Origin of the sequence: Arthrobacter sp. UYCu512, from assembly GCF_040547075.1 — a bacterium.
Lineage (GTDB): Bacteria > Actinomycetota > Actinomycetes > Actinomycetales > Micrococcaceae > Arthrobacter.
Map to the genome: position 1 here is coordinate 239,293 of NZ_JBEPPA010000003.1, position 24,237 is coordinate 263,529.

The following is a 24,237-nucleotide window of genomic DNA, read 5'->3' on the forward strand; positions in this document are numbered from 1 at the left end:
GGGCGACGGTCCTGTTGTGGCAAGATGGACACCTGAGAAGCGACGAAGAATGCGGTGTCTGCAGGCCCACAAGGCCCCCGAAGGGACAACTCAGGGGCTAAATCCCAGTCCCAGGCCCGCCAGGAAAGGGACCACCATGAGCGACGAAGCCGCGAACATTGCCTCCTACATCGACCACACCCTGCTCAAGCCGGAGGCCAGCGAAGCTGAGATCCTCTCGGTCTGTGCCGAGGCCGCCGAGTATCGGTTCAAGTCTGTGTGCGTCAACCCGGTCTGGGTCAAGACGGTCAAAAAGGCCTTGAAGGGAACAGAGGTGCTGACGTGCTCAGTAGTCGGCTTCCCCCTCGGTGCCACCCCCAGCGACGTCAAGGCCTTTGAGGCCCGCGGCGCCGTGCTGGACGGTGCCGAAGAAGTCGACATGGTGATCAACATTGCCGCGGCCCGGGCCAACGACAAGGGCGCCCTGGCCGATGACATCCGGGCCGTGGCCACAGCAGTGCATGACGGCGGCGCGATCCTGAAGGTCATCATCGAAACCGCCCTGCTTGACGACGCCCAGAAGGTGCTCGCCTGCGAAGCGGCCGTCGAGGCCGGCGCCGATTTTGTGAAGACCTCCACCGGCTTCAACGGTGGCGGCGCCACCGTCGCGGACGTCGCGCTGATGCGCCGCGCGGTGGGCCCTGACCTCGGGGTCAAGGCCTCGGGCGGGGTGCGTTCGCTCGCCGATGCACGGGCTATGATTGCTGCAGGTGCAACACGTATTGGCGCCAGCTCCGGAATCGCGATCGTAAACGGTGAACAGGGTTCGTCCGCGTACTGATCCGCTCCGGCAGCCGCCACAGTTTTGAGCCCTACGGGGCCGAGGAGGAACGAACGAATGTCCAGCAATACCGCCAAGACCCAGCAGACGCCGCAGAACGAGAACAGCCTCGGTTCCACCATCATTTTGTTTGTCCTGATGATGGTCCTCTTTGGCGGGTCCCTGTACTCGCTGAACTTCCTGACGCTGGGCAACCCGTGGCCGATGGCCGCCTGCCTGGTCCTGTTCGCCGCGGCGTTCTGGATCCCGCAGACGATTCTTGGCCGCTCGGACTCCGCCGGCGAAAACTAAGGCTGCACCGGACTTTTACGGCTGAAGCCCCGGATCTCCGGGGCTTCAGCCGTTTAACCAGGTGTCCGTCAGGCCCCGGCAAGCAGTGCGATCAGGCTCTTGGTGAGTCCGGTGCCCAGCGCGGCCGCGGCGGGCCAGTGCTCCCTGGCCAGGGCCAGCGCGGCGCCGAACATCCCGATCATGGCATAGGCGCTGACCGGGATCAGGATGAACCATTCGCGGCGTGAACCGGCGCGGCCCAGCAGCGGGATGGAGAACGCGCCGTTGGCCTTCCAGAGGTTCTTGAGCAGGGGCAGTTTGCGCAGGAACTTCGGCGGTTTGACCACTATCGGCCAGAGCAGCGGCACTCCCCCGGTGGTGATCATGTCCCCGACAATGTGCACCAGCACGCCGGTCAGCATCGAGACCGGGAGCCAGCTCCACTGGTGCGGCGCGAACCAGGTCACCAGCCCGGCCATCGTGAGGGCGAAGACCCAGTTGCTGATCCAACCGTACTTCGGGAAGAGCTTCAGCGCCTTCGCGGCGATATTGATCATAAACATACACAGCAGTCCGGCACCCACCGACAGCAGGCCCCAGTCCGTCTGAAGCTGGACTTGCCCGGCCAGCGCCGCGATCAGTACAAAAAACGCCGCACCGAGCAGCGAATGGGTGCCCTGCCGGTGCCCGCCGGAGACGTTCTCGATGCCGACCGCGATTATGTTCGACAGCGGCGGCAGCGAGTGCGCCACGGTGCTGGAGCGGTGGTCCCAGTCGCAGACAAGCGCTGTTCCCGCCGTCGCCATCCCGCCGATAAGGATCCCGGTAGCATCCAGCGGATACCAGCCCATCGCGTAGGGGCCCGTTGACGCAACGGCAACCCACGCCGCGGCTCCCGACGCGGCGTGGTGTCCTCCCATCACCGGCTACGTCACCGCCGGCGCGGCAGCTAGTGGCGCGTCGGAGAAGATGTTTCGGATGACGCCGTTGGCCCATTCGAGGATCTCGGCGTCCTGCAGGTCCCGGCCGCCGATCCGGGCGGTCTTCGGCTTCGGGATGAGCACCGCGTCCAGGGCCGGCTTGGACTGTGCTCCGGGGTACATCCGGCTGAGCCGCATGAGTTTGGACTCCGGCAGCTGAGCCGGGGAGAACTTGATGAAATTGCCCTGCAGGGCCACGTCGGACAGCCCGGCCTCGCGGGCCCCCACCCGGAAGCGGGCAACGTCCAGCAGGTTCTTCGCCGGCAGCGGCAATTCGCCGTAGCGGTCCACAAGCTCGGCGAGCACCTCATCTATCGCCACGTAGGTGATCGCCCCGGCGAGCTTCCGGTACGCCTCGAGGCGCAGCCGTTCGCCCGGCACGTAGTCGTGCGGCAGGTGCGCATTGACCGGCAGCTCGATCTTCATTTCCGCGGCTTTCTCCTCGGCCTCGCCGCGGTATTCCGCGACTGCCTCGCCGACCAGGCGGATATAGAGGTCGAAGCCAACGCCCTGGATATGGCCGGACTGTTCCCCGCCCAGGAGGTTACCGGCCCCGCGGATCTCAAGGTCCTTCATGGCCAGCTGCATGCCGGCGCCAAGCTCGTTATGGGCGGCAACTGCCTTGAGCCGTTCCAGCGCCACCTCGCCCAGCGGCTTTTCCACGGGATACAGGAAGTATGCGTAGGCCCGTTCCCGGCCGCGGCCCACCCGTCCGCGCAGCTGGTGCAGCTGCGAAAGCCCGTACTTGTCCGCCCCGTCCACGATCAGCGTGTTGGCGTTGGAGATGTCCAGGCCGGTCTCGATGATGGTGGTGCAGACCAGCACGTCAAAGCGTTTTTCCCAGAAGTCCACGATGATCTGTTCCAGCCGGCTCTCGGACATCTGCCCGTGCGCCACCTCCACCCGGGCTTCCGGGACAAGCTCGCGGATCTTCGCCGCGGTGCGGTCGATGCTGGAGACCCGGTTGTGCACCAGGAACACCTGGCCTTCGCGCATCAGCTCCCGGCGGATCGCTGCTGACGTCTGCTTGTCCGTGTACGGGCCGACATACGTCAGGACCGGGTGGCGTTCCTCCGGCGGGGTGGCCAGCGTCGAGGTCTCGCGGATTCCCGTCAACGACATCTCCAGGGTCCGGGGAATCGGGGTGGCGCTCATGGCCAGGACGTCCACGTTGGTGCGCATCTTTTTGAGCGCCTCCTTGTGTTCGACGCCGAAGCGCTGCTCCTCGTCCACGATCACGAGGCCCAGGTCCTTAAACGCGAAGTCCTTGGAGAGCAGCCGGTGGGTCCCAATCACCACGTCCACGGAACCGACTTTAACGCCCTCGGCTGTTTCCTTCGCTTCCTTGCCGCTCTGGAAACGGGACAACGGCCTGACCACCAGCGGGAAGCCGGAGAACCGCTCGGTAAACGTTTCATAGTGCTGCTGGGCAAGCAGCGTCGTCGGCACCAGTACGGCCACCTGCTTGCCGTCCTGGACGGCCTTAAACGCCGCCCGCACCGCTATCTCGGTCTTGCCGTAGCCAACATCACCGGAGATCAGCCGGTCCATCGGGATCTCCCGCTCCATGTCGGCCTTGACCTCGTTGATGGTGGTCAGCTGGTCCGGGGTCTCCACATACGGGAACGCTTCCTCAAGTTCGCGCTGCCACGGGGTGTCCGCGCCGAAGGCGTACCCGCGGGAGGCCATCCGGGCCGAGTAGAGCCGGATCAGCTCGCCGGCAATCTCCTTGACCGCCTTGCGGGCCTTGGACTTGGTGCTTGCCCAGTCAGCGCCGCCCATCTTGCTCAGCGCCGGGGTGTCCCCGCCGACGTAGCGGGTGACCTGGTCAAGCTGGTCAGTGGGGACAAAAAGCCGGTCGCCCGGGGCGCCGCGCTTGGACGGCGCGTATTCGAGCACCAGGTACTCGCGCACCCCGTCGCCGCCGCCGGCCACCTTGCGCTGGATCAGCTCCACAAACCGGCCGATGCCGTGTTGTTCGTGGACTACGGAGTCACCGGCCACCAACTGCAGGGGATCGACGGCGTTCCGCCGCTTGGACGGCATCCGGCGCATGTCCTTGGTGGACCCCGCGGACGTCCGGCCCAGCAGGTCGGCCTCGGTCAGCAGCGCAACCTTGAGCGGGTCCAGGACAAAACCGCGTCCGACGGCGGCCGTTGTCACCTCGATCAGCCCTGCCTGGGGGTCCTCGTCCAGGGCGTCGACCCGGGCGCAGGGAATGTTGTGGTCGTGGAAGAGTTCCGCGAGCCGCTGGGCCGGGCCGGGGCCTTCAGTGACCACAACGATCCGCCACTGCCCGCGCACCCGGGAGCCAATGAAGTCCATCATTTCGGCGACGTCGCCCTGGTAGCCGCGGGGTTCGCGGGCGTGCAGGTTCAGCACATCGACGTCGGGCAACAATTCCTCGTCGGTGGCCAGCGAGGTGATCGACCACCAGGACACCTCGTGTGCCAGGGCAGCGGTACGGGTTTCCGTGAGCGAGCGGAAACTGGCCGAGTGCAGCGCCTCGGACGCCGCGGCGCTCAAATCGAGCGGCGCGGTCCCGCCGTCGGATGCGGTGGACCATGCCGCCTCAAGGAATTCCTCATTCGTGGCTGCAAGGTCATGGGCGCGGGTCCTGACCTTCTCGGGCTCAATCACCACCGCCATGGAACCGGCCGGGAGCTGGTCCAGGAACGGCACCATGGCGTCCACGAGCACCGGGGCCAGGGATTCCATACCCTCGACGGCGATGCCGCCGGCGATTTTTTCCAGCATGTCAGCGGCGGCGGGGAGCTGCGATTTCAGCGTCGCGGCGCGGGACATCACGGCGGGGGTGATCAGAATCTCGCGGCACGGCGGGGCGTGCAGTTCGGTGGGGTGGTGCACCCCGGGCGCGGTGAGCGAGCGCTGGTCGGCGACGGCAAACCAACGCATTTGGTCTACTTCGTCGCCGAAGAACTCCACCCGGATGGGATGGTCCTCGGTGGGCGGGAAAACGTCAAGCATCCCGCCGCGGACGGCGAACTCACCGCGGCGGGTCACCATGTCCACCCGGGCGTAGGCGGCGTCGGCCAGGTTCCTGACGACGTCGCTGAAAGGGACTTCCTGTCCGACCTTCAGGGTGACAGGGGCCAGTTCGCCCAAGCCTGCCACGATTGGCTGGACCACGGCGCGGACCGGGGCCACCACCACGCGCAGCGTGCCGGCGGTGGTTGATTCGGGATGTGCCAGCCGGCGCAGTACCGACAGGCGCCGGCCCACAGTATCCGAGCGCGGCGAGAGCCGTTCGTGCGGGAGGGTTTCCCAGCTGGGGAACTCGGCGACGGCGTCGGCAGGGAGGAAGGCACGCAGCGCCTCGGTCAGGTCCTCGGCTTCACGGCCCGTCGCGGTGATGGCCAGGACGACGGGCTCGGGGCCGCTGCCATCGGTGCTGCCGGCCGCCGGGGTTTCGGTGCTGGTCCCGGCCGCGGCCAGTCCGTCAGCCATTTCCGCGAGCAGGGCGGAACGCAGGCCGGCGGGGGCACTGATCTGGTAGTCCTCGCTGCGGTCCGCGAAACCGCGGGCGGCTTCGGCGCGGACGCGGGCGTAGTTCCGGTCTTCGGCAAGGACACGGCGCAGACCGGTGAGAGTGGGGCCGTTGAGGCTCATAGCTGTTGCTCCTGAAGGGATCACGGGGTGCAGGCAACACAAATAGCCGAAATTCGCGAGAATTCCGGGTACGTCCAGCCTACCGCGCAGCCCGGACACCGAGCCGAACCGAGCCGTCGCGGCAGCCCGGGTCAGAGCGGTGCCGGCTCCCGGGCTAGGCTGGCTGAATACCGGGCCGTCCAAACGGCCAGGCGCTCCGAATGGCTTAGTGACGAGAAGGAGTCAGCATGACCGGCATGCCCGAAAACCAGCAGATGACACCCGCGCCCGGCACCGCTGCGAAGACGGTGCTCGTCACCGGTGCGACCGGCTATATTGGCGGCCGGCTGGTCCCCCGGCTGCTGGAAGCCGGTCACAGGGTGAAGGTCCTGGTCCGGACCCCGGCCAAAATCGCCGGCGTGCCGTGGCTGGCCGACGTCGAGGTCATCCAAAGCAGTCTTGACGACGGCGATGCCCTGCGCGCTGCGCTGGAGGGCGTCGACGTGTTCTATTACCTCGTGCACTCAATGGCCGGCGGCGCGGGTTTCGAAGCCAAAGAAAAGGCGATGGCCCGGACCGCTGCGCAGGCCGCGGTCGAGGCCGGTGTGGACCGGATCGTCTACCTCGGCGGCCTGCACCCCTCCGACGTCGAGCTTTCCACCCACATGAGGTCCCGCGAGGCGGTGGGCCAGGTTTTCCTCGATAGTCCGGTTGACGCCGTCGTTTTTCAGGCAGGCGTTGTGATCGGCTCCGGTTCGGCGTCCTTCGAGATGATCCGCCATCTGTCCGAGGCGCTTCCGGTGATGCCCGCCCCGAGCTGGGTGCGCAACAAAATCGAAGCGATCGCCGTACGCGACGTGCTGCATTACCTGCTCGGGGCGGCTTCGCTCCAGGGCCCGGTCAACCGGACCTTCGACATCGGTTGCCGGCAGGTCCTCAGCTACGCGGCCATGATGCAGGAATACGCCGCCGAAGCCGGTCTGCCCAAGCGGTTTGTCCTGGCGTTGCCGGTTCCCGCGCCCAAGCTCGCCGGCATGTGGGTAGCGTTGACCACACCCATTCCGTTGTCGATGTCGCTGCCGCTGGTGGAATCGCTGCAACACGACGCAGTCTCCCGGGAACACGACATCGACGCCGTCATCCCGCAGCCCGACGGCGGCCTAACCGACTTCCGCTCAGCCGTGTCGCTGGCGTTGGGACGGGAACGCGACGGCCAGGTGACCACCGTATGGTCCAACGCCGGGGCCGACGCGGACCCGCTGCCCAGCGACCCTGATTGGGCCGGCCACCGCGTGTACCTCGATGACCGCACCTTCAGCAGCGACGTGGCCCCACAGCATGTCTGGACCATCATCGAGGGAATCGGCGGTAAAAACGGCTGGTACTCCATGCCCTTGGCCTGGAGTGTCCGGGGCTGGATCGACAGCGTCACGGGCGGCGCCGGGCTCAGCCGCGGGCGCCGGCACCCCCACCTGCTGGCCGAAGGCGAAGCGGTTGACTGGTGGCGGGCTGAGCGGGTGGAACGCGGCAGCCTCCTGCGGCTCCGGGCGGAAATGAGAGTCCCGGGACGTGCCTGGCTGGAGCTCTCGGTGGAGCCGGAGGGAACCGGGAGCCGTTACCGGCAGCGGGCGATCTTCTTCCCGAAGGGTCTCAGCGGGCGGCTGTACTGGCTCGCTGTACTGCCGTTCCACAGCCTGATCTTTCCTGCCATGTCGCGAAACATCACGGCCGCGGCGAAGGCTCTCCAGGATGAGGAATCGAAGCCGGCAAGTCACACCGCGTAGGATGTTTGGAGCCCAAACGACGAGTTCCACCCCATGGAGGACCCCCAATGGCATTGAGCGCATCCACCACCCTTCCGCACAGCGTCGAGAGCGTCACAGCTGTGTTCGTGAACCAGGACTTCCTGCGCCACACAAGTGAACTTGTCGGTGGCACCCTTGAGTCGTTCACCGTGGACGGTGACACGGCCGGCGCCTTCAGCACCACTACGGTGCGGACCATCCCGACCACCCGGATGCCGGATATTGCCCGGAAGTTCGTTGGCGAAACCTTGAAGGTGACGCAACTGGAGGCCTGGGACGCCCCCGCGGCCGATGGCTCCCGGTTGAGCAACATCACCTTGAAAGTCTCCGGCGCGCCGTTGGACGTTAAAGCCGTGCAGCGGCTCGTCGCCGACGGCGGCGGCGGCACCCGGATCGAGCTGGACGGAACAGTCACCTCCTCGGTTCCGTTCCTGGGCGGCAAGATCGCCGAGGCGGCCGAGCCAATGGTGGGAAAAGCACTCAACATCCAGTCCACCCAGGCCCGGGCCTGGCTCGAAAGCCACTAGCCGATGGCGCTGACGGGGTTTCCCGCCGTCGTCCTGCTCGTCGCCGGCATCTGGTCCCTTGTGGTCTGGCCGCCCTTCCTGCGCCGGGTCCTTAAGGACCCGCGGGCCCACGACGGCAATGGCAAAGCCACCCGGTTCCTGACCGTGCACGTGGCCCTGGTCAGTATCTCGCTGATCTTCGGAGCGGCGACGGCGGCCATCGGGATCGCCGGCCTGCTGGGCTGAGCGCAAGGCCCGATCCGGTCCGGTATACACGGCGGCACATTCCGCCGCGGCCTGCTCAGGACTAGAGTATGGTTCCACCTGCTGTGCGCACCGTCGCAGCGAACGCGGCCCAGTGGGACGCGGCATACTTTCTGTGAATCGATTCGATCTCGAAGGGAATTGCCGATGCCATCCAAGCGGCTGGCCAAGCGGGAACTGTTGGCCTATCTCGCCGTGTTGGCCCTGATCGCATTCTGGCCCTCCCCGGTCGATGCCCCGGCCGCGGGCCTCCTCGCGCGGGTATTGCGTAAGCTCCACAGCTGGGGAGCGCCGCCGTGGATCAACTACGACCTTGCCGAGAGCGTTGCCAACATCCTGCTGTTTGTCCCGTTGGGAGTGCTGCTGGTGTGGATCCTCGGACGCAGTTACTGGTGGGTCGCTGCGCCCGCCGCATTGATCACCTCGGGGGCCATCGAAGTCGGCCAGTTCCTCTTCCTGCCGGCCAGATTCCCGACCTTCTCCGATGTCATCGCCAACACCGCCGGAGGAGTCCTTGGCGGGGCCCTTAGCTACCTGCTCTGGCACAAAATCGGTCCCGGCGCACGCCGTCTGCCTGCCCTGCAACCCGATCGGGGCAGCGCGCGCCCGGACCGCTCCGCCCCCTGAGCCGAGGCCCCAACCCGCCCTTTCGGAACGCCGGCGAATTACCGTGGAGCCAGGGTTTTCCAACAATCGCCTAAATGCTCGGGAACAGGTCAAGAAATGTTGGCTGTGACGTCTCGGAATGGCAAATTTTGTGGAAAACTGAGTAAATTCCGTTGCTTCATGAAAGGGATCTGCAAATGCGAATTTCCGTTATCGGCTGCGGCTATCTGGGAGCCGTCCATGCCGCCTGTATGGCCAAGCTCGGGCACGATGTTGTGGGAATCGATCTCGACGAGAAAAAGATCTCCGCACTGGCCGCAGGCAAGGCACCGTTTTATGAGCCGGTACTCGATGATCTCCTTGTTGATCTTGCACAGTCGGGCCGCTTGCGGTTCACCACGGATATACAAGAGGCACGCGGCTGCGAGGTGCACTTCATCTGCGTCGGCACGCCACAAAAGCGCGGCGAGAACGCCGCGGACCTTAAGTTCGTCGATGCTGCCGTACACTCGCTCGCGGGCCAGCTGAGCCCCGGCGATGTGGTGGCCGGGAAGTCCACCGTCCCGGTCGGGACCGCTGCCCGTCTGGCGGAAATCATCAAGGATGCGGAAAAGGACGCACATCTCGCGTGGAACCCGGAGTTCCTCCGTGAGGGCCACGCCGTATCAGATACCCTGAGCCCGGACCGCTTCGTCTACGGCGTCGAGGACGGCAACGAAGACCACCCCGCCGTCAGGGTACTGGACCACGTCTACGAGACGGCGCTCTCCACCGGAACACCGAGGCTGATAACGGATTTTGCCACGGCTGAGCTGGTCAAGACGGCCGCCAACTCGTTCCTGGCAACCAAGATTTCATTTATCAACGCCATGGCCGAGGTGTGTGAGGCCGCCGGCGCCGATGTTACCCGGCTGGCCGATGCCATCGGCCTGGATGACCGGATCGGCCGGAAGTTCCTCAACGCCGGCATCGGCTTCGGCGGAGGCTGCCTGCCAAAGGACATCAGGGCCTTTATGGCCAGGGCCGGCGAACTCGGAGCGGACCAGGCCTTGACGTTCCTGCGCGAAGTGGACGCCATCAACATGCGGCGCCGAACCCGCGTTGTGGAAGTCACCCGCGAACTTTGCGGCGGCACCCTGATGGGCCAGCGCATCGCAGTGCTCGGTGCCGCGTTCAAGCCGGAGAGTGATGATGTCCGGGATTCTCCGGCGCTGAGCGCCGCCGCGCAGCTGCAACTCCAGGGCGCAGTGGTGACCGTGACCGATCCCCAGGCGTTGTCGAATGCCGCCAAGCGGTTCCCGGAACTGCAAATGGAGTCTGATCTTGAATCCACCCTCCAGCATGCCGACGCGGTGCTGCTGCTCACCGAATGGAAGGAATACCGGGACCTGGATCCGCACACGACCGGCGCACTGGTTGCCTCGCGCCGGATACTCGACGGGCGGAACGTCCTGGACCCCGCCAAATGGCGGGCTGCCGGGTGGACGTACCGCGGAATGGGCCGCCCGTAGGCGCTTCAGTCAGGCAGCGCCCGGGCCAGGGACTCTTCCGCGGCAACCCAGGAGAGCATCGCGCATTTGACCCGCGCAGCATATTTGGAGACTCCTTCAAAGGCCGCCGCGTCGCCAAGAATTTCCGGATCAGCGGCGAGCTTTCCCCGCGAGCGGAGCACGTCCCGGAAACTGCCGATCATCTCCCGGAATGCTTCGATTTCCATCCCTTCGGCAAGATCGGTGAGCACCGAGGCTGAAGCCATGGAAATGGAGCAGCCCGCGCCGTCCCAGCGCAGTTGTTCTACCTTGCCGTGGGAAAGGGCCAGGCGCACGGTGATTTCGTCCCCGCACACCGGGTTGAGTTGGTGCGACTGGCCCGACGTTGACCCCGGCGGGAGCGCAGCCGAGCCGAGGCCGCTGCCGTGACGCAGTTTCGCGTGCTCAAGAATGATTTGTTGGTAGAGCTGTTCAAGGCTCATGGGACTCTTCCTTTATGCGCCGAAATAGGCGCGGACTTCACTGACGGCGGCGAGCAAAAAGTCCACTTCCGAGGTGGTGTTGTACAGGTAAGTACTGGCCCGGGTCGTGGCTGTTACGCCCAAACGGCGGTGCAGGGGCTGCGCACAGTGGTGGCCCACCCGCACCGCGATGCCGCGGCTGTCGAGGAACTGCCCAACGTCGTGGGCGTGGACGCCTTCGACGTCGAAGGACGCGAGGCCTATCCGTTCCACGCCCGGAGCCGGACCAAGCACCCGCACACCGGGGATGCCGGTCAAGCCCTCCACCAGGCGCTGCCCGAGCAGGGACTCCCACGCATGGATGCGCTCCAACCCGGTCTCAGTGAGGTAGTTGGCTGCGGCAGCGAGCGCGATCGCCTGGGAGATCTTCTGCGTTCCTGCTTCGAAGCGCTGCGGGGAAGGCAGGAAGCTGGCCCGCTCCATCGAGACCGTAGTGATCATGGAGCCGCCGGTAAGGAACGGCGGAAGGGCGTCGAGCAGTTCCGCACGGCCGTAAAGCACGCCGATTCCGGTTGGCCCGAGCATCTTGTGGCCGGACAGAACCGCGAAATCGACGTCCAGGTCCTTGACGTCCAGGGGCAGATGCGGCGCCGACTGGCAGGCGTCCAGGACAGTCAGCGCACCGGCGGCCCGGGCAAGTGCCACCAGGTCTTTGACCGGGTTGATCGTGCCAAGGACGTTGGAGGCGTGGCTGAAGGCGAGCAGCCGGGTAGCCGGATTGATGATTCCGGCTGCGGCTGCCATATCCAGGTGTCCCGCGTCGTCAACCGGAATGAACCGCAGGACCGCGCCCGTGCGTGCGGCAAGTTGCTGCCACGGAATGAGGTTCGCGTGATGCTCCATTTCCGTGACCACAATCTCGTCACCGGCGCCCAGCGCGAACCCGGCCGCCTCGCTGGGCGCACCCGGCAGGGAAGCGTTGAGGAAGGAATAGCTGAGCAGGTTCAGCCCCTCGGTGGCGTTGGCCGTCCAGATGATCTCCACGGCCGCTGCACCCACGAAGGCTGCCAGCGTTTCCCGTGAATCTTCAAAGGACTCCGTCGCTTCGACGGCCAATTGGTGGGCGCCGCGGTGGACTGCGGCGTTGCGCTGTTCGTAGAATTCCCGTTCGGCGTCGATAACGCTTACCGGATTCTGGGATGTCGCCCCGGAGTCGAGATACACCAGCGGACGCCCGCCAACGGAGCGGGAAAGGATGGGGAAATCGTTGCGGATGCGCAGCACTTCGTCGTCGTTGAGCGCTGGCAGCCGGAGCGCCTGGGTCCGTGACATCGGTACAGGTAACACCTTGCCTCCTCCGGTCGGGTCGAGTGGGCCAACGCCCATCATTGCACGGAAGGGGACCGCCGACAGGCAGTCCCCTTCCGTGTGATCACAATGGACAGACCGGCGCAGCCCGTCCCGGGAGCCGGGCCGTGCAGCGGACGATCAGCGCGGGTGATCCTGGCTAGAGCAGCTGGGCAGCCTGCGGTACCCGGGGGGTTCCGCCGCCGCCGACAGCGGTGGCCGAATTGTTCGACACAACACGCAGGTACTGCCGGATGGCCGCAAAGTCGTTGCGCATGCGGTTGAAGGCGGCGCCGGCCGCCGCAGGCTCGGCGTAAAGCACGGTCCCACCTGCCGCGTCAACGACGTAGGCCCCAAAGTTCTGCAGGGCTTCGGCCAGCGCACGGCCCTCAGGGCTGAGGGGAAGGGCGGCCACATTGACGTTCCCGGGGATACCGAACAGGGTACCCATCGGGATCGGACCGCTGTACGTTGAGCTGGCGTTGCCGTCCTGGCGTTTGGCCGGCCAGACCGGACCCAGCTTGAGCTTGGAACGCGGAATCGCGATGGCCAAGGCGTGCGGAATCCGCAGTTCCTGGATCTCGTGGGCCCGGATCAGACCCCCGAGTGCGCTGACCCCTGCTGCCCGGACCCCGTTGGTGCCGCCGTCGCCCTTGAGGTCCGTCTTGACCTGGAAACCGGACTTCCAAGCGGTAGCGGAGACCTGCTTCATTGTCCAGTTCTCGTAGGCGGTGGCGGCATCGGGCTGCGTGATGACCGAGTGGCCGTCAGTGCCGATGGCTACCTGGGCGTTCGAGGGAACACGGTAGTTCCACGTCCAGGTCGGGCTGGTTGACACGGACGCTGTCGGATCGCTGGTTGTTGCGTTGACGACGGGAATGGACCACTGCTCGCAGTTGATGTAGCAGCCGCCGGACATCAGGCTGCTGGTCTTGGCCGCTGACGGGCTTTCAAAGACGGCAGCGGAACCCAGTGCGGTGTTCCAGAATGACGTGGAGCTGAAGGGGTGACGAAAGACGCTTCGTGATCCGGCAGTTGCGGCGGCTTGAGCACCTGCCGTGGCTGCCATCGCCGAACCTGAGGTGGCTCCCATACCTGCGGCGGCTACGGCAGATGCCGCGAGACCTTTGAGGAACGAACTACGTGAGAAGACGGCGGACCGAACGCCGTTCAGGTTGTTTTTCGTACTCTTGTGTGAAGTTTCGTGTGACATTCATGACCTCTTGCGGAATGCGTCCGCCCCCAAGCCGACAACACAACGTCGCAGGAACTTGTGTTCCCGCGACGTCTACCCGCATGTTGATTGTTGGGTGTTTACGATCAGAACGTTACACACGCGCCGGACCGTACGGCCAATCGGAAGGTGATCTGCGTCACTTAATTTTGCGCACGACGGCGGCGGCGGGGCAGGTACTTTACCGGCGGGATTTTCCCGATCGGCCCGCCCGGGCGTTAATGGACCCGCTGGTCAGCCATCGATTGGGAAGCGCCCTTGGGGTCCGGAAACCTGAGTGCCGCCTGGATGGTTTTCGCAATGGCGGCGTGACCAAGATCACTTGGAAAAAAGTTGTCCGTGGCCCGCCCGTCGGGCAGCTTTTTGTCAGCCCAGCGGTTCTTCTCGGACTGGAAGAGACCGTTCAGGGGCCGGAACCGCCCTTGGTTGCGGCCGCAGGCATCCTCAGCGAGCCGGTCGAATTCCGCTGTCGACTTTTTGTCTCCCCACGAACCCAGGCAGAGCAACCCGGCCGTTGGGGAAGCGGCGCGTACCGCCGAGATCAGTCCCGGGTAGGCCGCGGTAAATCCAGCGAGGTCCGCCTTGGCAGCCTCGTTAGTCCCGACCATCACCAGAACCAGGTCGAACGCCTTCCTGGCGGGGAGCCTCGCGGCAAGCTCATCGGTTTTCAGGGTACCCCCCGTCGCGGACGACGCAAGCACTGTTAACTCCACCGGCCCCTTGGACTCCAGCCCCGCTGCGAGGAGGGACCGGTAGCGAGTCCCCTCCGTGGACGCAGAGGAGCCAAGCGTAATCGCATCTCCGACCAGCAGCACCCGCAAGGGCCGGTCCGGCGGGAAAACCACCTTGACTGTCACTGCATCAAGGGCAGCCTCGGCGCGCTGGGCCATTCGTGACTCGACCTGGGCTACGTAGGCATCCGCCCGATCCAGGTCAGCCGCCGGCGGCGGGGCCACCGGTGGGGTGAGGACCATGACCGTCGTCAAAATGGTGGTGGCCACCAGACCCGTCAGGCCCGCAACCCGAAGTATCCCGGCACCCCTACCCATAGGGTGAGGCTTCCTTTGAGGCGAAGACACCACTATTGGAGAACGGCGAATTACCGCTCATGTACGACGGTCCGGAAAATTCGCTGATATCGACGATCTCCTGCATCCATTTGCGTAATTCCCGGCCGAAATCATCTCGCTCCAAAGCAATAGTGACCACCGCTTTGATGTAACTGAATTTATCCCCGGTGTCGAATCGGCGGCCGTTATAGATGACGCCGAATACACCGTTGCCTGTGCTGCCTGCCACTGCCAATGATTGCAGGGCATCGGTGAGTTGGATTTCGCATCCGCGTCCCGGTTTGGTTCGTGACAGTTCAGCAAATATCTCCGGGTGCAGAACGTAGCGGCCAATCACGGCGAGATTCGAGGGTGCACATTCCTGTTCAGGCTTTTCGACCATTCCGGTGATCCGGACATAGTCCTGGCCCGGCACAACGTCAACCGCTGCGCAACCATAGGCTGAAATCTGCTCCGGGTCGACTTCCATCAGGGCCACTACGGATCCTCCGCTGATCGCCTGCGCCTCAATCATGCGCGCCAGGAGGTCCTCGCGTTCGTCGATCAGGTCGTCTCCGAGCAGTACAGCGAACGGCTCGTTATCAATGTGCTTTTCGGCCATAAGCACCGCGTGGCCCAGTCCCAGGGGCTCGCCCTGGCGGAGGTAGTGCAGGTCCGCGAGCTCCGAGGCCTGCCGGACCGCCGCCAGTTTCGTGACATCACCCTTGCATTCCAAGATGCGCTCCAGCTGCGGCGAGCGGTCAAAGTGATCCTCCAGTGCACCTTTGTCCCGGCCTGTGATCATCAGGATGTCTTCGAGTCCGGCCCTTACCGCCTCTTCGACGACGTACTGGACGGCCGGTTTGTCCACCACCGGCAGCAGTTCCTTGGGAACTGCCTTGGTTGCCGGCAGGAAGCGGGTCCCCAGCCCTGCCGCCGGAATGACTGCCTTGCGAATCATGTTTCCCCCCATGGTCAAAGTTGACTTACACCCGCCGATGAGATGATCGGCGATGGTCGCGAAGATTACTGCACTGTTCCGAGCCATACACCCGTCTGTGGCTGGTTGGTCTGGGCGCCTCCGACGGCCAGGATGACCTTTGTGCCCACCCGCTGGACGATAGCCCCTTGCCGTGCGACCGGCAGCGAGGGCAGGACCGACCAGTTGTTGCCTACGGGGTCGTAGGCCACAACTTGGGACGTCGGTTGGAAGTTGTCCATTTGGCCGCCGGCCATAATGATCTTGCCGTCCGCGACGAAGGTGCCCGCCTCGATGTGGCTCTTGGGCATCGGCAGGCTGGAGATCTGCGTCCAGCTGTTGGTTACCGGGTTGTAGGCGTGTCCGTCGCCCTGCTGAAGGTGCAGTTTGTCGTGTCCGTGTTCGCCTCCCACAACGTAGATCTTCCCGCCGAGCACCACACAGCTCATATGGTCCTTCGGATTGGGCAACGGCGCCGCAGCAGTCCACCGCGTTGTCGTGAGGTTGTAGACAAAGTGGTCTCCCACATTCGTTACGCGGTCCGCGGGATTACCGCTGATATAGTGCAGCTCGCCGTTGAGGGCAGCGAACGCACCGGCTCCGCGGCCCGCCGGCAATCGCGTAAGCAGGGCAAAGGAATTGGTGGAGGGATCGTAGCGGTAGACCCGGTCGCTCACCGTCTGGGTGGGCGTCTTGGTGGTGTCCAGGTTCCCGGCAAAACCACCGCCGAAGTAGATGTAGCGGCCATCTTCCGTGATGCCGAGATGGGTCTCGGCCATCCCTGCGGGCAGGCTCCCCAGCGTGGTCCACGTGTTCGTGGCCGGGTTGAAGCTGGAGTAGGACCTAATGGCCCGGAAGCTCGAATCGAAGCCGCCAAAACGGTAGATTATGCCGCCCAACGCAAGGCCGGCCGCTTCAAAACAGGCGACGGGGGACGATTTTCCGGCCGCCCAACTGGCAGGCCACGGGGTGTTTGCCGGGACCGGAAGCGGTGCGCCCGCAGGATAGGTGATTTCAATTGCCGATACTTTCGGCTGGTTCACCGTGGCCGTGAAGTCCAGGTTAAGGACTCCGTTGGTGACGTTGACCGTAAATTCCTTGACGGCCGCACTTGCGGCACCCACGTCGGCGAAGATGTCGTAATTGGCCAGCTCCACGGCGCCGCCCTCGAGGTTTGCGCTGAAAATTCGTTTGCCCGCTCCGCCTGGACCGCCGCCGGCGGCCCCGAACCAGATCTCAGCGAAATGCAGGCGGACCGTGTAGGCGCCGGCCGCCGTGACCGGGACGGCGTACCCAAAGCTTCCGCCGTCTGCTGTGGCGCTGCGCTCCGTGGTGTACAGAACGTCATCGGTGGTTCCGGCGATGGCGGTGGCCGCTGAATTCGTGAAGGCTTTGCCGCCGGTGAAGTATTGGTCCGCCAACCAGGACACTCCACCGCTGACCAGTGCCGGGCCCCCTGCATTGATCCGCAGGGTGGCACCGCCCGCCGGCGGGGGTGTGACGGTGCCTGTCGGGAAGACAACTTCGATGGCGGAGACTTTGGGCTGGTCCGCGGCCGCGGAGAACGCGATGTCAATGACAAAGTTGTTGACGTCCACGGTGAAGGTCTTTGCGGCGGCCGCCACGGCCCCCACGCTCGCAAACAGGTCGTAGTTGGCCAGTTCCACGGCGCCGCCTTGAAGGTTGGCGCTGAACACACGTTTCCCGGCACCTCCGGGGCCGCCCCCCGGAGCTCCGAACCAGATTTCCGCAAAATACAGGTTGACGGTGTAGCTGCCGGCGGCCGGGACCGGTATGGAGTAGTTAAAGGATCCGAGGTTGCTGGTGGCGCTGCGCTCGGTCAAGTACAGGACGTCATCCGTTGTGCCGGCAATCGACGAGACAGCTGGGTTCGTGAACGCCTTGCCTCCGCTGAAGTACTGATCGGCCGACCACACTACTCCGCCGGTGGTCACAGCGGGTCCGCCGGCGTTGATGCGAATTGCTGCCGGTGTTGCGGCCTGGGCTTTGAGCTGGGATGCGACAGTGATGGTGCCGAAGGCCGCCAAGCCCATCAGGACGGCGGTCCGCCTGCCCACCTGATAGTCCGGCAAAGGCGACCGGGAGGAGTTCGCTGCCGGTTTCTGGAATGCGTTTCCGGTCATGTCTGGTCCTTGTCAGGGTGGTGGTGTGGTTCGGTCTTGGCCGCAGTTTATCCATCCGGGATTGGGGCCTTCAATGGCAAATGGCGGCCGATCCGGAAGTCCAGTAGGTGCCCCGGCAGCCCCAAGTAGGCGTTTGCGGCGGTGCAGGTAGAAAGCCCGAAACTGTTGAGTAGGGATCGGCCCCGGCCACGTGCTGCCGCCGCCAAAGACCAGTCCCTGCCTCGCTGTTCGGAGCGAACCCGGCGTTGTTAGCTGATGTGGGAAACCTGCACCGTTGGCTGAGGGAGGATGCATGAAGACCCAGTTCCTGGTATTGCTGTCGGCACGGGTCTTTGCCACCGGCATGCAGGCCTTGACGTTTATCCTGCTCGCGCGTTGGGCCGGCGTCCGGGACTTCGGGATTGTGGCCGTGATTGCCGGCGTCGGGGCGGTCCTTTTTACCGTCGCCGACTGGGGGCTGTCCTCCTACATTCCCCGGGCACGAGCCAAGGGCCGCGACGCCGAGGTGGCCACCGGACTAAAGATGGACCTGATCGGAAACGCAGCCGCCGGAAGCTTCGCGGCACTGGTCCTCACCGCTGTGGCCGCCACGACCGGCCTCAATCCATGGTTCATCCTGGTCCCGGTGGCACTTGCGCTGGAGCAATTCGTTGAGGTCGGGCTGACGGTTCCGATTGCCGACAAAGCGAAAGCGCCGTTGGTCATCTCGCTGGTGCTGCGCCGAATAACGTCCTTTGGCCTGTTCGTCTCGCTCTACGCCCTGGGCTTTGAGACTATTGCCGCCTATTCCCTCGGAATGATTACAGCCTCAGTGGTGGGAATCGCGCACGTGCTGCGTGTTCTGCACCAGCGGCTGGCCGGCCGGGCGCGCGCCGCGAGCGCCCGGGAGATGTACAAGTTCCTGATCCCGTACTTCCTGGCCAATCTGAGTTCCCAGGCCCGAACACTGGATTCCGCCATCGTTGGGGCGGCCAGCTCCGTTGCCTCTGCCGGGCTCTATTCCGCGGCCTTCCGGCTGATCAACCCGCTGATGCTGGTCTCCGGCTCCATCGTCGCCGTTGTGCTGCCCCACGCGTCACGGCAAGGACTCCCTGAAGCCAAGAAACTTGGCCAGAAGTTGTCCTTGGCGGCTCTCCTTGCCAGCTTGCCGTTGATTCCCGTCATCATCTGGTCCCCGGCAATCGTTGAACTGCTATTCGGGTCCGAGTTTGCTGCAGCCGCCCCGGCCTTTGCTTTTGCCGTCGCGGCACTGCCGTTCCTTTCCCTGGCACCACCGTTGGGAGGACTGCTGCAAAGCCAGGGCCTTGAGGCATTCGTCGCGACCAACGGCATCATCTTCGCCGTCCTGAACCTGGGCGGTGTCCTGCTCGGTGCACTGCTGTGGGGCCCCGCCGGTGCCGCCGCAGGGGTCGCCATTGTCTATTCGGCAAAGTCCCTGGTCCTCTTCGGCCGGCTGCAAACCGCAAAAGCCACCCTAATCATGGTCCCGTCGCAGTCGCGCCTGGCCCCCTCCGGAACGGTGTGATGACGTGAAACGAAACGGCCGCCCCGCAGTGTCCGTCCTTATGCCGGTGCGCAACGGCAGCAAAACCATCCAGTCCGCCGTCAGGTCCACCTTGGCAGCACTGCCACGGGAGGGTCAGTTGCTGGTCACCGACGACGGCAGCACCGACGGAACGCCGGAAATCCTTGGCCGTTTCAGGGACTCTCGCCTCACGGTCTTTCGGAACGAAAAGTCCCAGGGGGTGGCCGCCACGCTTAATGCGCTGCTCTGGCGCGCCGGAACCCCATACATCGGCCGGATGGACGCCGACGACCTCGCCATGCCCTTCAGGTTCGCGGCACAGCGTACCCACCTGGGCAGCGACCACGAAGTGACGTTCACCTCCGTTGTGAACTTCGGCCCGCGAATCGGCAACTGGAAGCCTGCGATCCCGATCGGCATCACCGCAGAAGCCATGCCCTATTTCCTCCTGCTCGGAAACCCGTTGGGTCATTCGGCGATGTACGGCTCCACCGAGACACTGCGCCGCATGTCCGGGTACATCGCCGGACCTGCCGAGGACTACGAACTCTGGATGCGTCTCGCGGCGTCCGGCTATCGGCTACGCCGCACCGCAGTGCCGTTCACCGCCTACCGCCATCATCAGTCCCAGACAACAAAAGAGGCCGACTGGAAGCGCCGGGTGCTGGATGATCCGGCCCTCCGGTCCTCCCACCGGGCCCTTGCAGCGTCCGTTGGCTGGGATGGTCCGGACTTCTTCGATGTTGTCGTGCAGGGAGCGCACGGCACCGGCGGAGCGCGTCTTGTCGCGGAACTCTCGTCCTTTCTGGACGCGGGTTGCGGGCACCTCTCCGGCACGGAGCGCCGTCATCTGGCTCACCAACTCGGCAAGCTAACAGCAAAAAGGGGACCGTCATGATGCAAGACAAAGCGAAGGTCTACGTACTGCACGGCCTGCGCATCGACGATGTCACGCTTGAGGAGGCGGCTGATTCCGTTGTGGATCTCGCCCGCGGCCCCCAGGCGGCGCTTGTTGTCACACCCAACTCGGACCACTTCCTGCGCTGGCAGCGCTCCGCGGCTTTCCGGTCGCTCTATGAGGGGGCGGCGCTTGTCCTTCCCGACGGGTTCCCCCTGCCGCTGATGGCGAGGTTCGAGGGTCACTCCGGTGCCACCCGGTTGACCGGATCCGATCTCTTTATGTCAGCCATGGACCGCGCAGCAACCGAAGGAGTTCCGGTCGCCATTATCGGGGGCAAAGACGGCGTTGCCGAAGCCGCGGCCGCGCGGCTGTCGCTTTCACGCCCGGGCCTGCGCTTCTTCCTCCTCGACTCCCCCTCCCCCGCGCAGCTCGCTGATGACACCTACGTGCGCGGCCTGGCGGATCGGCTTGCCGCCGAACCGGACAAGATTGTTGCGTTGTGCCTCGGCTCCCCCAAGCAGGAGCAGCTGTACCACCAGCTTGCGCGGTTTGCTGAGCTGCAGGGCTGCTTTCTCGGCGTCGGGGCAGCCGTGGACTTCGCGGCCGGAACAGTCCGCCGGGCACCGGCGGCGATCCAAACCCTGGGGCTGGAATGGCTCTTCCGCCTTGTCCAGGAACCTCGGCGGCTGTGGCGCCGCTATCTGCTCGATAACACCCGAATCCTGCCATACGTAGTCCGTTCTGCAGCCTACGGGCTTGCGTTGCGTGCTCGGCCCAAGGCACCCGTCCGCCGGGCGGCCCTGGCCATCGCCGCCCTGGGCTACTGGAACGCGCCCCGCCAGGATCCGGCACCCACGACCGCGGAACGGCCTAAGCGGGTAGTCCTCCACGTCGGGCCGGACGTCACGACCCAAGGCGGTATGGCGTCTGTCATCGCCGAGTACCTGACCTTCGGCATGAGCGACTTCACCATGACCAGCTACGCCACGTGGGCGCCCGGCTCCAAGGCAGGGTCCGTCCTGCGGACGGCAAAGCTGGGTCTTTCGATGATGCGCGGCAAGCACTCCCAGCAGTTCCTCCATGTTCATGTCAGCGAGTCCGGCAGCCTCGTCCGGGAAGGTGCCGTCATCGTTCTGGCCCGGATGCTTGGGATACCCACGTGTGTTTCCCTTCATGGCGCTGATTTCGGCGATTCGGTCAAAAGGTATCCACGGCTGACAAAGGCCGTTCTCTCGCGTGCCTCGCAGCTGATCTGCCTGGGGCCGAAGCAGAAGGAACTTGTGGCGGGCATTGTCCCGGACGTCCCCACCGAGGTCGTTTTTAACCCGAGCGGGCCGGCCCCGGCTGCTTCTCTGGATGCCGCGGGGCCGTTTGGTCCTGCCACCCGGCATTTCGTTTTCGCCGGCGAGGTCGGCACCCGAAAGGGCTTTGACCTGATTGCGGAAATCTGGCCCGGCATTGCCAGGAATCACCCCGATCTCTGGCTGCACGTCTGCGGTCCGGCCGCCGATGTGGACATCTCGCAGCCGCTTCCGCAGACAAGCTATCACGGCACCGTTTCCAGGGCAGAGGTTCAGTCCTTGCTCCGAGGCGCAGAGGCGCTGCTCCTGCCGAGCCGGCGCGAGGTCCTGCCGATGAGCGTGCTCGAATCCCTGCGGTTGGGTGTCCCTGTTGTGGCCTCCCACGCCGGCGAACTTGATTCCGTGCGGGCCTCCTCGGCCGTGTACTACTGCGAACCCCAGGCCTCATCCCTCCAGGACGCCATCGAAGACCTTTTGGCCACCGCCCCGGCGCAGCAGTCGGCCCGCAGCCGGGCCGCAGCCATCTGGAGTGCCGCCCATACTTCCAACGAATCGATTGCCGCGCGGCTGGAACTCGTCTACTCGCAACTGCAGCCCCGCCTCGACGGCGGCGGTTTTGAAAGGACAAATGATGTCGACAGGCTCAGTCACCTGCATCGTTCCGACGCATCGGCGTGATGCCGCGCTGGCCCGGGCCCTTGCGTCAATCGTCGAACAGCGCCACACCCCTGCCGTTGTCGTCGTCGTCGATGACGTGGCTTCCCCGGACACCCGCCAGCTGACGCGGGAGCAAACCGGCCACCCGGACATCACCTATGTGGATAACTCCGGCACACAACGGCCCGGCGCCTCCTCCTCACGCAACGCCGGGGCAGTTCTCGCTTCATCGGAGTACCTGGCGTTTCTCGACGACGATGACCGCTGGGAGGCCGGGTTCCTGGAGCAGTGCGTGGCCAGGCTCGAACTCGGGGACGTTGATCTGGTCACCGTCGCCGGCGCAGTAGAAATCGGGGCGGAGCGCACGCGGCGCCCATGGCTGGGCTCACGCCCGGTTACCGCCCGGGATTGCCTGGCATGGAACCCGGGAGTGACGGGCAGCAACTTTGTGATCCGCCGGACGGCCTTCGAGGACATCGGCGGATTCGATGATTCCCTTCCGGTCTTCAACGACTTGGATTTTTTCGTCCGGTACCTTCAATCCGGGAGGCACTACGCGGTTGTGGATGAGGAACTGTTCATTCAGACAGCCGAGGGCGACGACCATTTGTCCTCCCGCAGCGCGAGGCGGGCAGCAGGCATCCAGAAATACATCTCGAAGCACAGCTCCCAATTAAACGCAGGCCAACTCCGTGCCCTTAAACGGGAAGTGCATCTCGCCCAGCGGTACGTGGGCCAACGCCAGCATCTCGCCGCCTACCATTTCGTCCTGATGTGGGTAAACTCCAGCCCTGCGCAGTTCCTCACGGTGCTCCGGCGAAAGCTTGCCGGAGGCAGGAAAATGTACGTCTAGACGACCCTTCTATGGTGGCAAGTCAAGCGATGAGTGTCTGGAGTTGGCGGAAGATCTGCCTGGCGATGAATCGCTTGAGGCAGCGGCGGATTTCCCGTGGGCTCCTGCCTTCCGCGGTGCGTCGCTCGATGTAGGCACGGGTGGCGGGGTCTGTGAGGCTTCTGGTCCGGGCGACGACGTCCAGTGCGCGGTTGAGCTGCCGGTCACCGTAGCGGTTGAGCCGGTGTCGGCGCGTGTTGCCTGAGGACGCCGGGATGGGGCTCGCGCCGGCCAGGGCAGCGAAGGCCGCTTCCGAGCGGACGCGGCCGTGGTGCGAGTATGCGGCGAGGATGATCGCTGCGGTCACTGGGCCCACCCCGCGGATGTCCAGGACTCCGGGGGCCATGAGCTGGACATACTCGGCCAGTGCCAGCCGGTTGGCCTCCAGTTCCGTGCCCAGGGCGATGACGGCGGACGCAAGCCGCCGCGCCTCGGCCCGTGCGACAGTGGCGGCAGCGCCTTCGCACTGCCTGGCCCGCCAGCCCTGGACCGTCGCGACTTGGGCAGCGGTCAGTGGGGAGCGTGCGTCGATTCCCAGATCGAGGGTCCGCAGCAGGGCGGTCAGCGCGTTGCGCGCGCCCGTGCGCTGGGTGTCCATCGAGCGTCTGGCGGCAAGGAGGATCCGGAGTGCTTCCCTCAATCCCTCGGCCCGCTGGCTGATCAGCTCTGTGGTGGTCGCTCCCAGGACGGTCCGGGCGGCGGCGACGGCGTCGATCTCGTCGGATTTGCCTTGGCCGTGACGGGACTGCCGCCGGGGCGGCCTGGCCTCGCAGACGGCGAAGCGCTCCGCCTCGAGCAGGCGCGTGAGCCTTGCCCCGTAAGAGCTCGTCCCCTCGACAGCGACCAGGACGTTTCCGGTCGCGGTGCGGCGGCGGATCCACTCAACCGCCCGGCTCATACCTGCCCCGCTGGCCGGAAACGTGTCGGTCCCGATCACCGCGCCTGTGGTGGAAGTGAGAACTGAGAATGTGTGGGTTCTTGCGTGTGTGTCCACGCCGACGACGTGTGTGTATTGTTCTGCGACTATGGTCATTTGCTTGCTCCCCTGTCCTGATGGATCTGTCGGAACCAGCTGGTGGATCACCCTGAGGCAAATCTCTAACGAGTCACGCAGCACCATCGTGGGCGGAGCGGACAGCCTTCTATCAAGCCATCGGAGTGGGCCGACTGCTCCCGGGACCTTAGGGGCGGACAGGTCGTCTATAAGACACTGCAGTGCGGGTCAGATATGAAGGGAGTCACGCCCGGCGGTCCCGGAAAGCAGTCTGCCAACCAACCTCGGGCTGGTCACTACCTATTAGAGATATGAAGTGTGGTGGCCGGGCTGACGTAGGACTGGAACCCCGGGTTCAAAGACATTCGTGGGTTGCCGGTCCGGGTCTTTCCGCACGTAGGTG

General features: G+C 65.0%; 20 protein-coding genes. 11 read left to right on the forward strand and 9 right to left on the reverse strand.

The features are described 5' to 3' along the window. Window positions 1-136 precede the first annotated feature (136 nt). Both deoC and ABIB49_RS05040 read left to right on the forward strand, forming a co-directional pair. Entirely contained in the window at window positions 137-820 is a 684-nt protein-coding gene (deoC, locus tag ABIB49_RS05035; RefSeq protein WP_283479852.1) for a deoxyribose-phosphate aldolase, read from the forward strand. A 57-nt stretch (window positions 821-877) separates the two neighbouring features. Continuing rightward, entirely contained in the window at window positions 878-1,111 is a 234-nt protein-coding gene (locus ABIB49_RS05040) for a hypothetical protein (protein ID WP_226773648.1), read from the forward strand. A gap of 68 nt (window positions 1,112-1,179) precedes the next feature. Here ABIB49_RS05040 and ABIB49_RS05045 read toward each other — a convergent pair whose 3' ends face one another. Both ABIB49_RS05045 and mfd read right to left on the reverse strand, forming a co-directional pair. Continuing rightward, window positions 1,180-2,010, reverse strand: a complete 831-nt coding sequence (locus ABIB49_RS05045) for a metal-dependent hydrolase (protein ID WP_282359223.1) — start codon at window positions 2,008-2,010, stop codon at window positions 1,180-1,182. 6 nt (window positions 2,011-2,016) lie between these two features. Beyond that, window positions 2,017-5,700, reverse strand: a complete 3,684-nt coding sequence (gene mfd, locus ABIB49_RS05050; RefSeq protein ID WP_354156788.1) for a transcription-repair coupling factor — start codon at window positions 5,698-5,700, stop codon at window positions 2,017-2,019. A 227-nt stretch (window positions 5,701-5,927) separates the two neighbouring features. On the opposite strand from mfd, the gene ABIB49_RS05055 reads away from it, so the two are divergent. The 5 genes from ABIB49_RS05055 to ABIB49_RS05075 all read left to right on the forward strand — a co-directional run bounded on the left by ABIB49_RS05055 (window position 5,928) and on the right by ABIB49_RS05075 (window position 10,371). Further along, the gene (locus ABIB49_RS05055) at window positions 5,928-7,463 is read left to right on the forward strand and encodes an SDR family oxidoreductase (protein ID WP_354156789.1); all 1,536 of its coding nucleotides are present in this window, start codon (window positions 5,928-5,930) and stop codon (window positions 7,461-7,463) included. A gap of 47 nt (window positions 7,464-7,510) precedes the next feature. After that, on the forward strand, window positions 7,511-8,011 hold the full coding sequence (locus tag ABIB49_RS05060; RefSeq protein WP_354156790.1) for a DUF2505 domain-containing protein: 501 nt from the start codon (window positions 7,511-7,513) through the stop codon (window positions 8,009-8,011). A 3-nt stretch (window positions 8,012-8,014) separates the two neighbouring features. Then, window positions 8,015-8,236, forward strand: a complete 222-nt coding sequence (locus tag ABIB49_RS05065; RefSeq protein WP_282359217.1) for an SCO4848 family membrane protein — start codon at window positions 8,015-8,017, stop codon at window positions 8,234-8,236. A gap of 165 nt (window positions 8,237-8,401) precedes the next feature. Next, window positions 8,402-8,881: a VanZ family protein gene (locus ABIB49_RS05070; protein ID WP_253033342.1), complete on the forward strand. Its 480-nt coding sequence runs from the start codon at window positions 8,402-8,404 to the stop codon at window positions 8,879-8,881. A gap of 176 nt (window positions 8,882-9,057) precedes the next feature. After that, window positions 9,058-10,371 (forward strand): UDP-glucose dehydrogenase family protein, encoded by a 1,314-nt coding sequence (locus tag ABIB49_RS05075; protein ID WP_226773655.1) that lies wholly within the window; start codon window positions 9,058-9,060, stop codon window positions 10,369-10,371. A 5-nt stretch (window positions 10,372-10,376) separates the two neighbouring features. On the opposite strand, the gene sufU is transcribed toward ABIB49_RS05075, so the two are convergent. From sufU to ABIB49_RS05105, 6 genes are all read right to left on the reverse strand, one after another. After that, complete coding sequence (gene sufU / locus ABIB49_RS05080; protein ID WP_226773656.1) at window positions 10,377-10,832, reverse strand: Fe-S cluster assembly sulfur transfer protein SufU; 456 nt, start codon at window positions 10,830-10,832, stop codon at window positions 10,377-10,379. Window positions 10,833-10,844: 12 nt separating this feature from the next. After that, a complete protein-coding gene (locus ABIB49_RS05085) occupies window positions 10,845-12,143 on the reverse strand; it encodes a SufS family cysteine desulfurase (protein ID WP_282359212.1) in 1,299 nt (432 codons plus the stop codon). A gap of 175 nt (window positions 12,144-12,318) precedes the next feature. Further along, complete coding sequence (locus ABIB49_RS05090) at window positions 12,319-13,371, reverse strand: hypothetical protein (protein WP_282359210.1); 1,053 nt, start codon at window positions 13,369-13,371, stop codon at window positions 12,319-12,321. A 239-nt stretch (window positions 13,372-13,610) separates the two neighbouring features. Then, window positions 13,611-14,441: an SGNH/GDSL hydrolase family protein gene (locus ABIB49_RS05095; protein ID WP_226773659.1), complete on the reverse strand. Its 831-nt coding sequence runs from the start codon at window positions 14,439-14,441 to the stop codon at window positions 13,611-13,613. Next, entirely contained in the window at window positions 14,434-15,402 is a 969-nt protein-coding gene (locus ABIB49_RS05100; protein WP_354156791.1) for a UTP--glucose-1-phosphate uridylyltransferase, read from the reverse strand. Before ABIB49_RS05100 ends, ABIB49_RS05095 begins: the two co-directional genes overlap by 8 nt. Window positions 15,403-15,467: 65 nt before the next feature. Continuing rightward, window positions 15,468-17,564 carry a malectin domain-containing carbohydrate-binding protein gene (locus tag ABIB49_RS05105; RefSeq protein WP_282359209.1) on the reverse strand — a complete coding sequence of 699 codons (2,097 nt, stop codon included), beginning with the start codon at window positions 17,562-17,564 and terminating at the stop codon, window positions 15,468-15,470. A gap of 292 nt (window positions 17,565-17,856) precedes the next feature. Here ABIB49_RS05105 and ABIB49_RS05110 point away from each other — a divergent pair, with 292 nt between their 5' ends. The 4 genes from ABIB49_RS05110 to ABIB49_RS05125 are packed head-to-tail and all read left to right on the forward strand — an operon-like array spanning window position 17,857 to window position 22,801. Further along, window positions 17,857-19,089 carry a lipopolysaccharide biosynthesis protein gene (locus tag ABIB49_RS05110; protein WP_282359208.1) on the forward strand — a complete coding sequence of 411 codons (1,233 nt, stop codon included), beginning with the start codon at window positions 17,857-17,859 and terminating at the stop codon, window positions 19,087-19,089. A 4-nt stretch (window positions 19,090-19,093) separates the two neighbouring features. After that, entirely contained in the window at window positions 19,094-19,987 is an 894-nt protein-coding gene (locus ABIB49_RS05115) for a glycosyltransferase family 2 protein (RefSeq protein ID WP_282359207.1), read from the forward strand. Beyond that, on the forward strand, window positions 19,984-21,969 hold the full coding sequence (locus ABIB49_RS05120; RefSeq protein ID WP_282359205.1) for a WecB/TagA/CpsF family glycosyltransferase: 1,986 nt from the start codon (window positions 19,984-19,986) through the stop codon (window positions 21,967-21,969). The genes ABIB49_RS05115 and ABIB49_RS05120 overlap by 4 nt, the downstream gene beginning before the upstream one ends. Then, a complete protein-coding gene (locus ABIB49_RS05125; RefSeq protein WP_226773664.1) occupies window positions 21,920-22,801 on the forward strand; it encodes a glycosyltransferase family 2 protein in 882 nt (293 codons plus the stop codon). The genes ABIB49_RS05120 and ABIB49_RS05125 overlap by 50 nt, the downstream gene beginning before the upstream one ends. Before the next feature lie 22 nt (window positions 22,802-22,823). Here the strand turns inward: ABIB49_RS05125 and ABIB49_RS05130 are convergent, their stop codons facing one another. After that, complete coding sequence (locus tag ABIB49_RS05130) at window positions 22,824-23,873, reverse strand: IS110 family RNA-guided transposase (protein ID WP_354156792.1); 1,050 nt, start codon at window positions 23,871-23,873, stop codon at window positions 22,824-22,826. Between the last annotated feature and the right edge of the window lie 364 nt (window positions 23,874-24,237).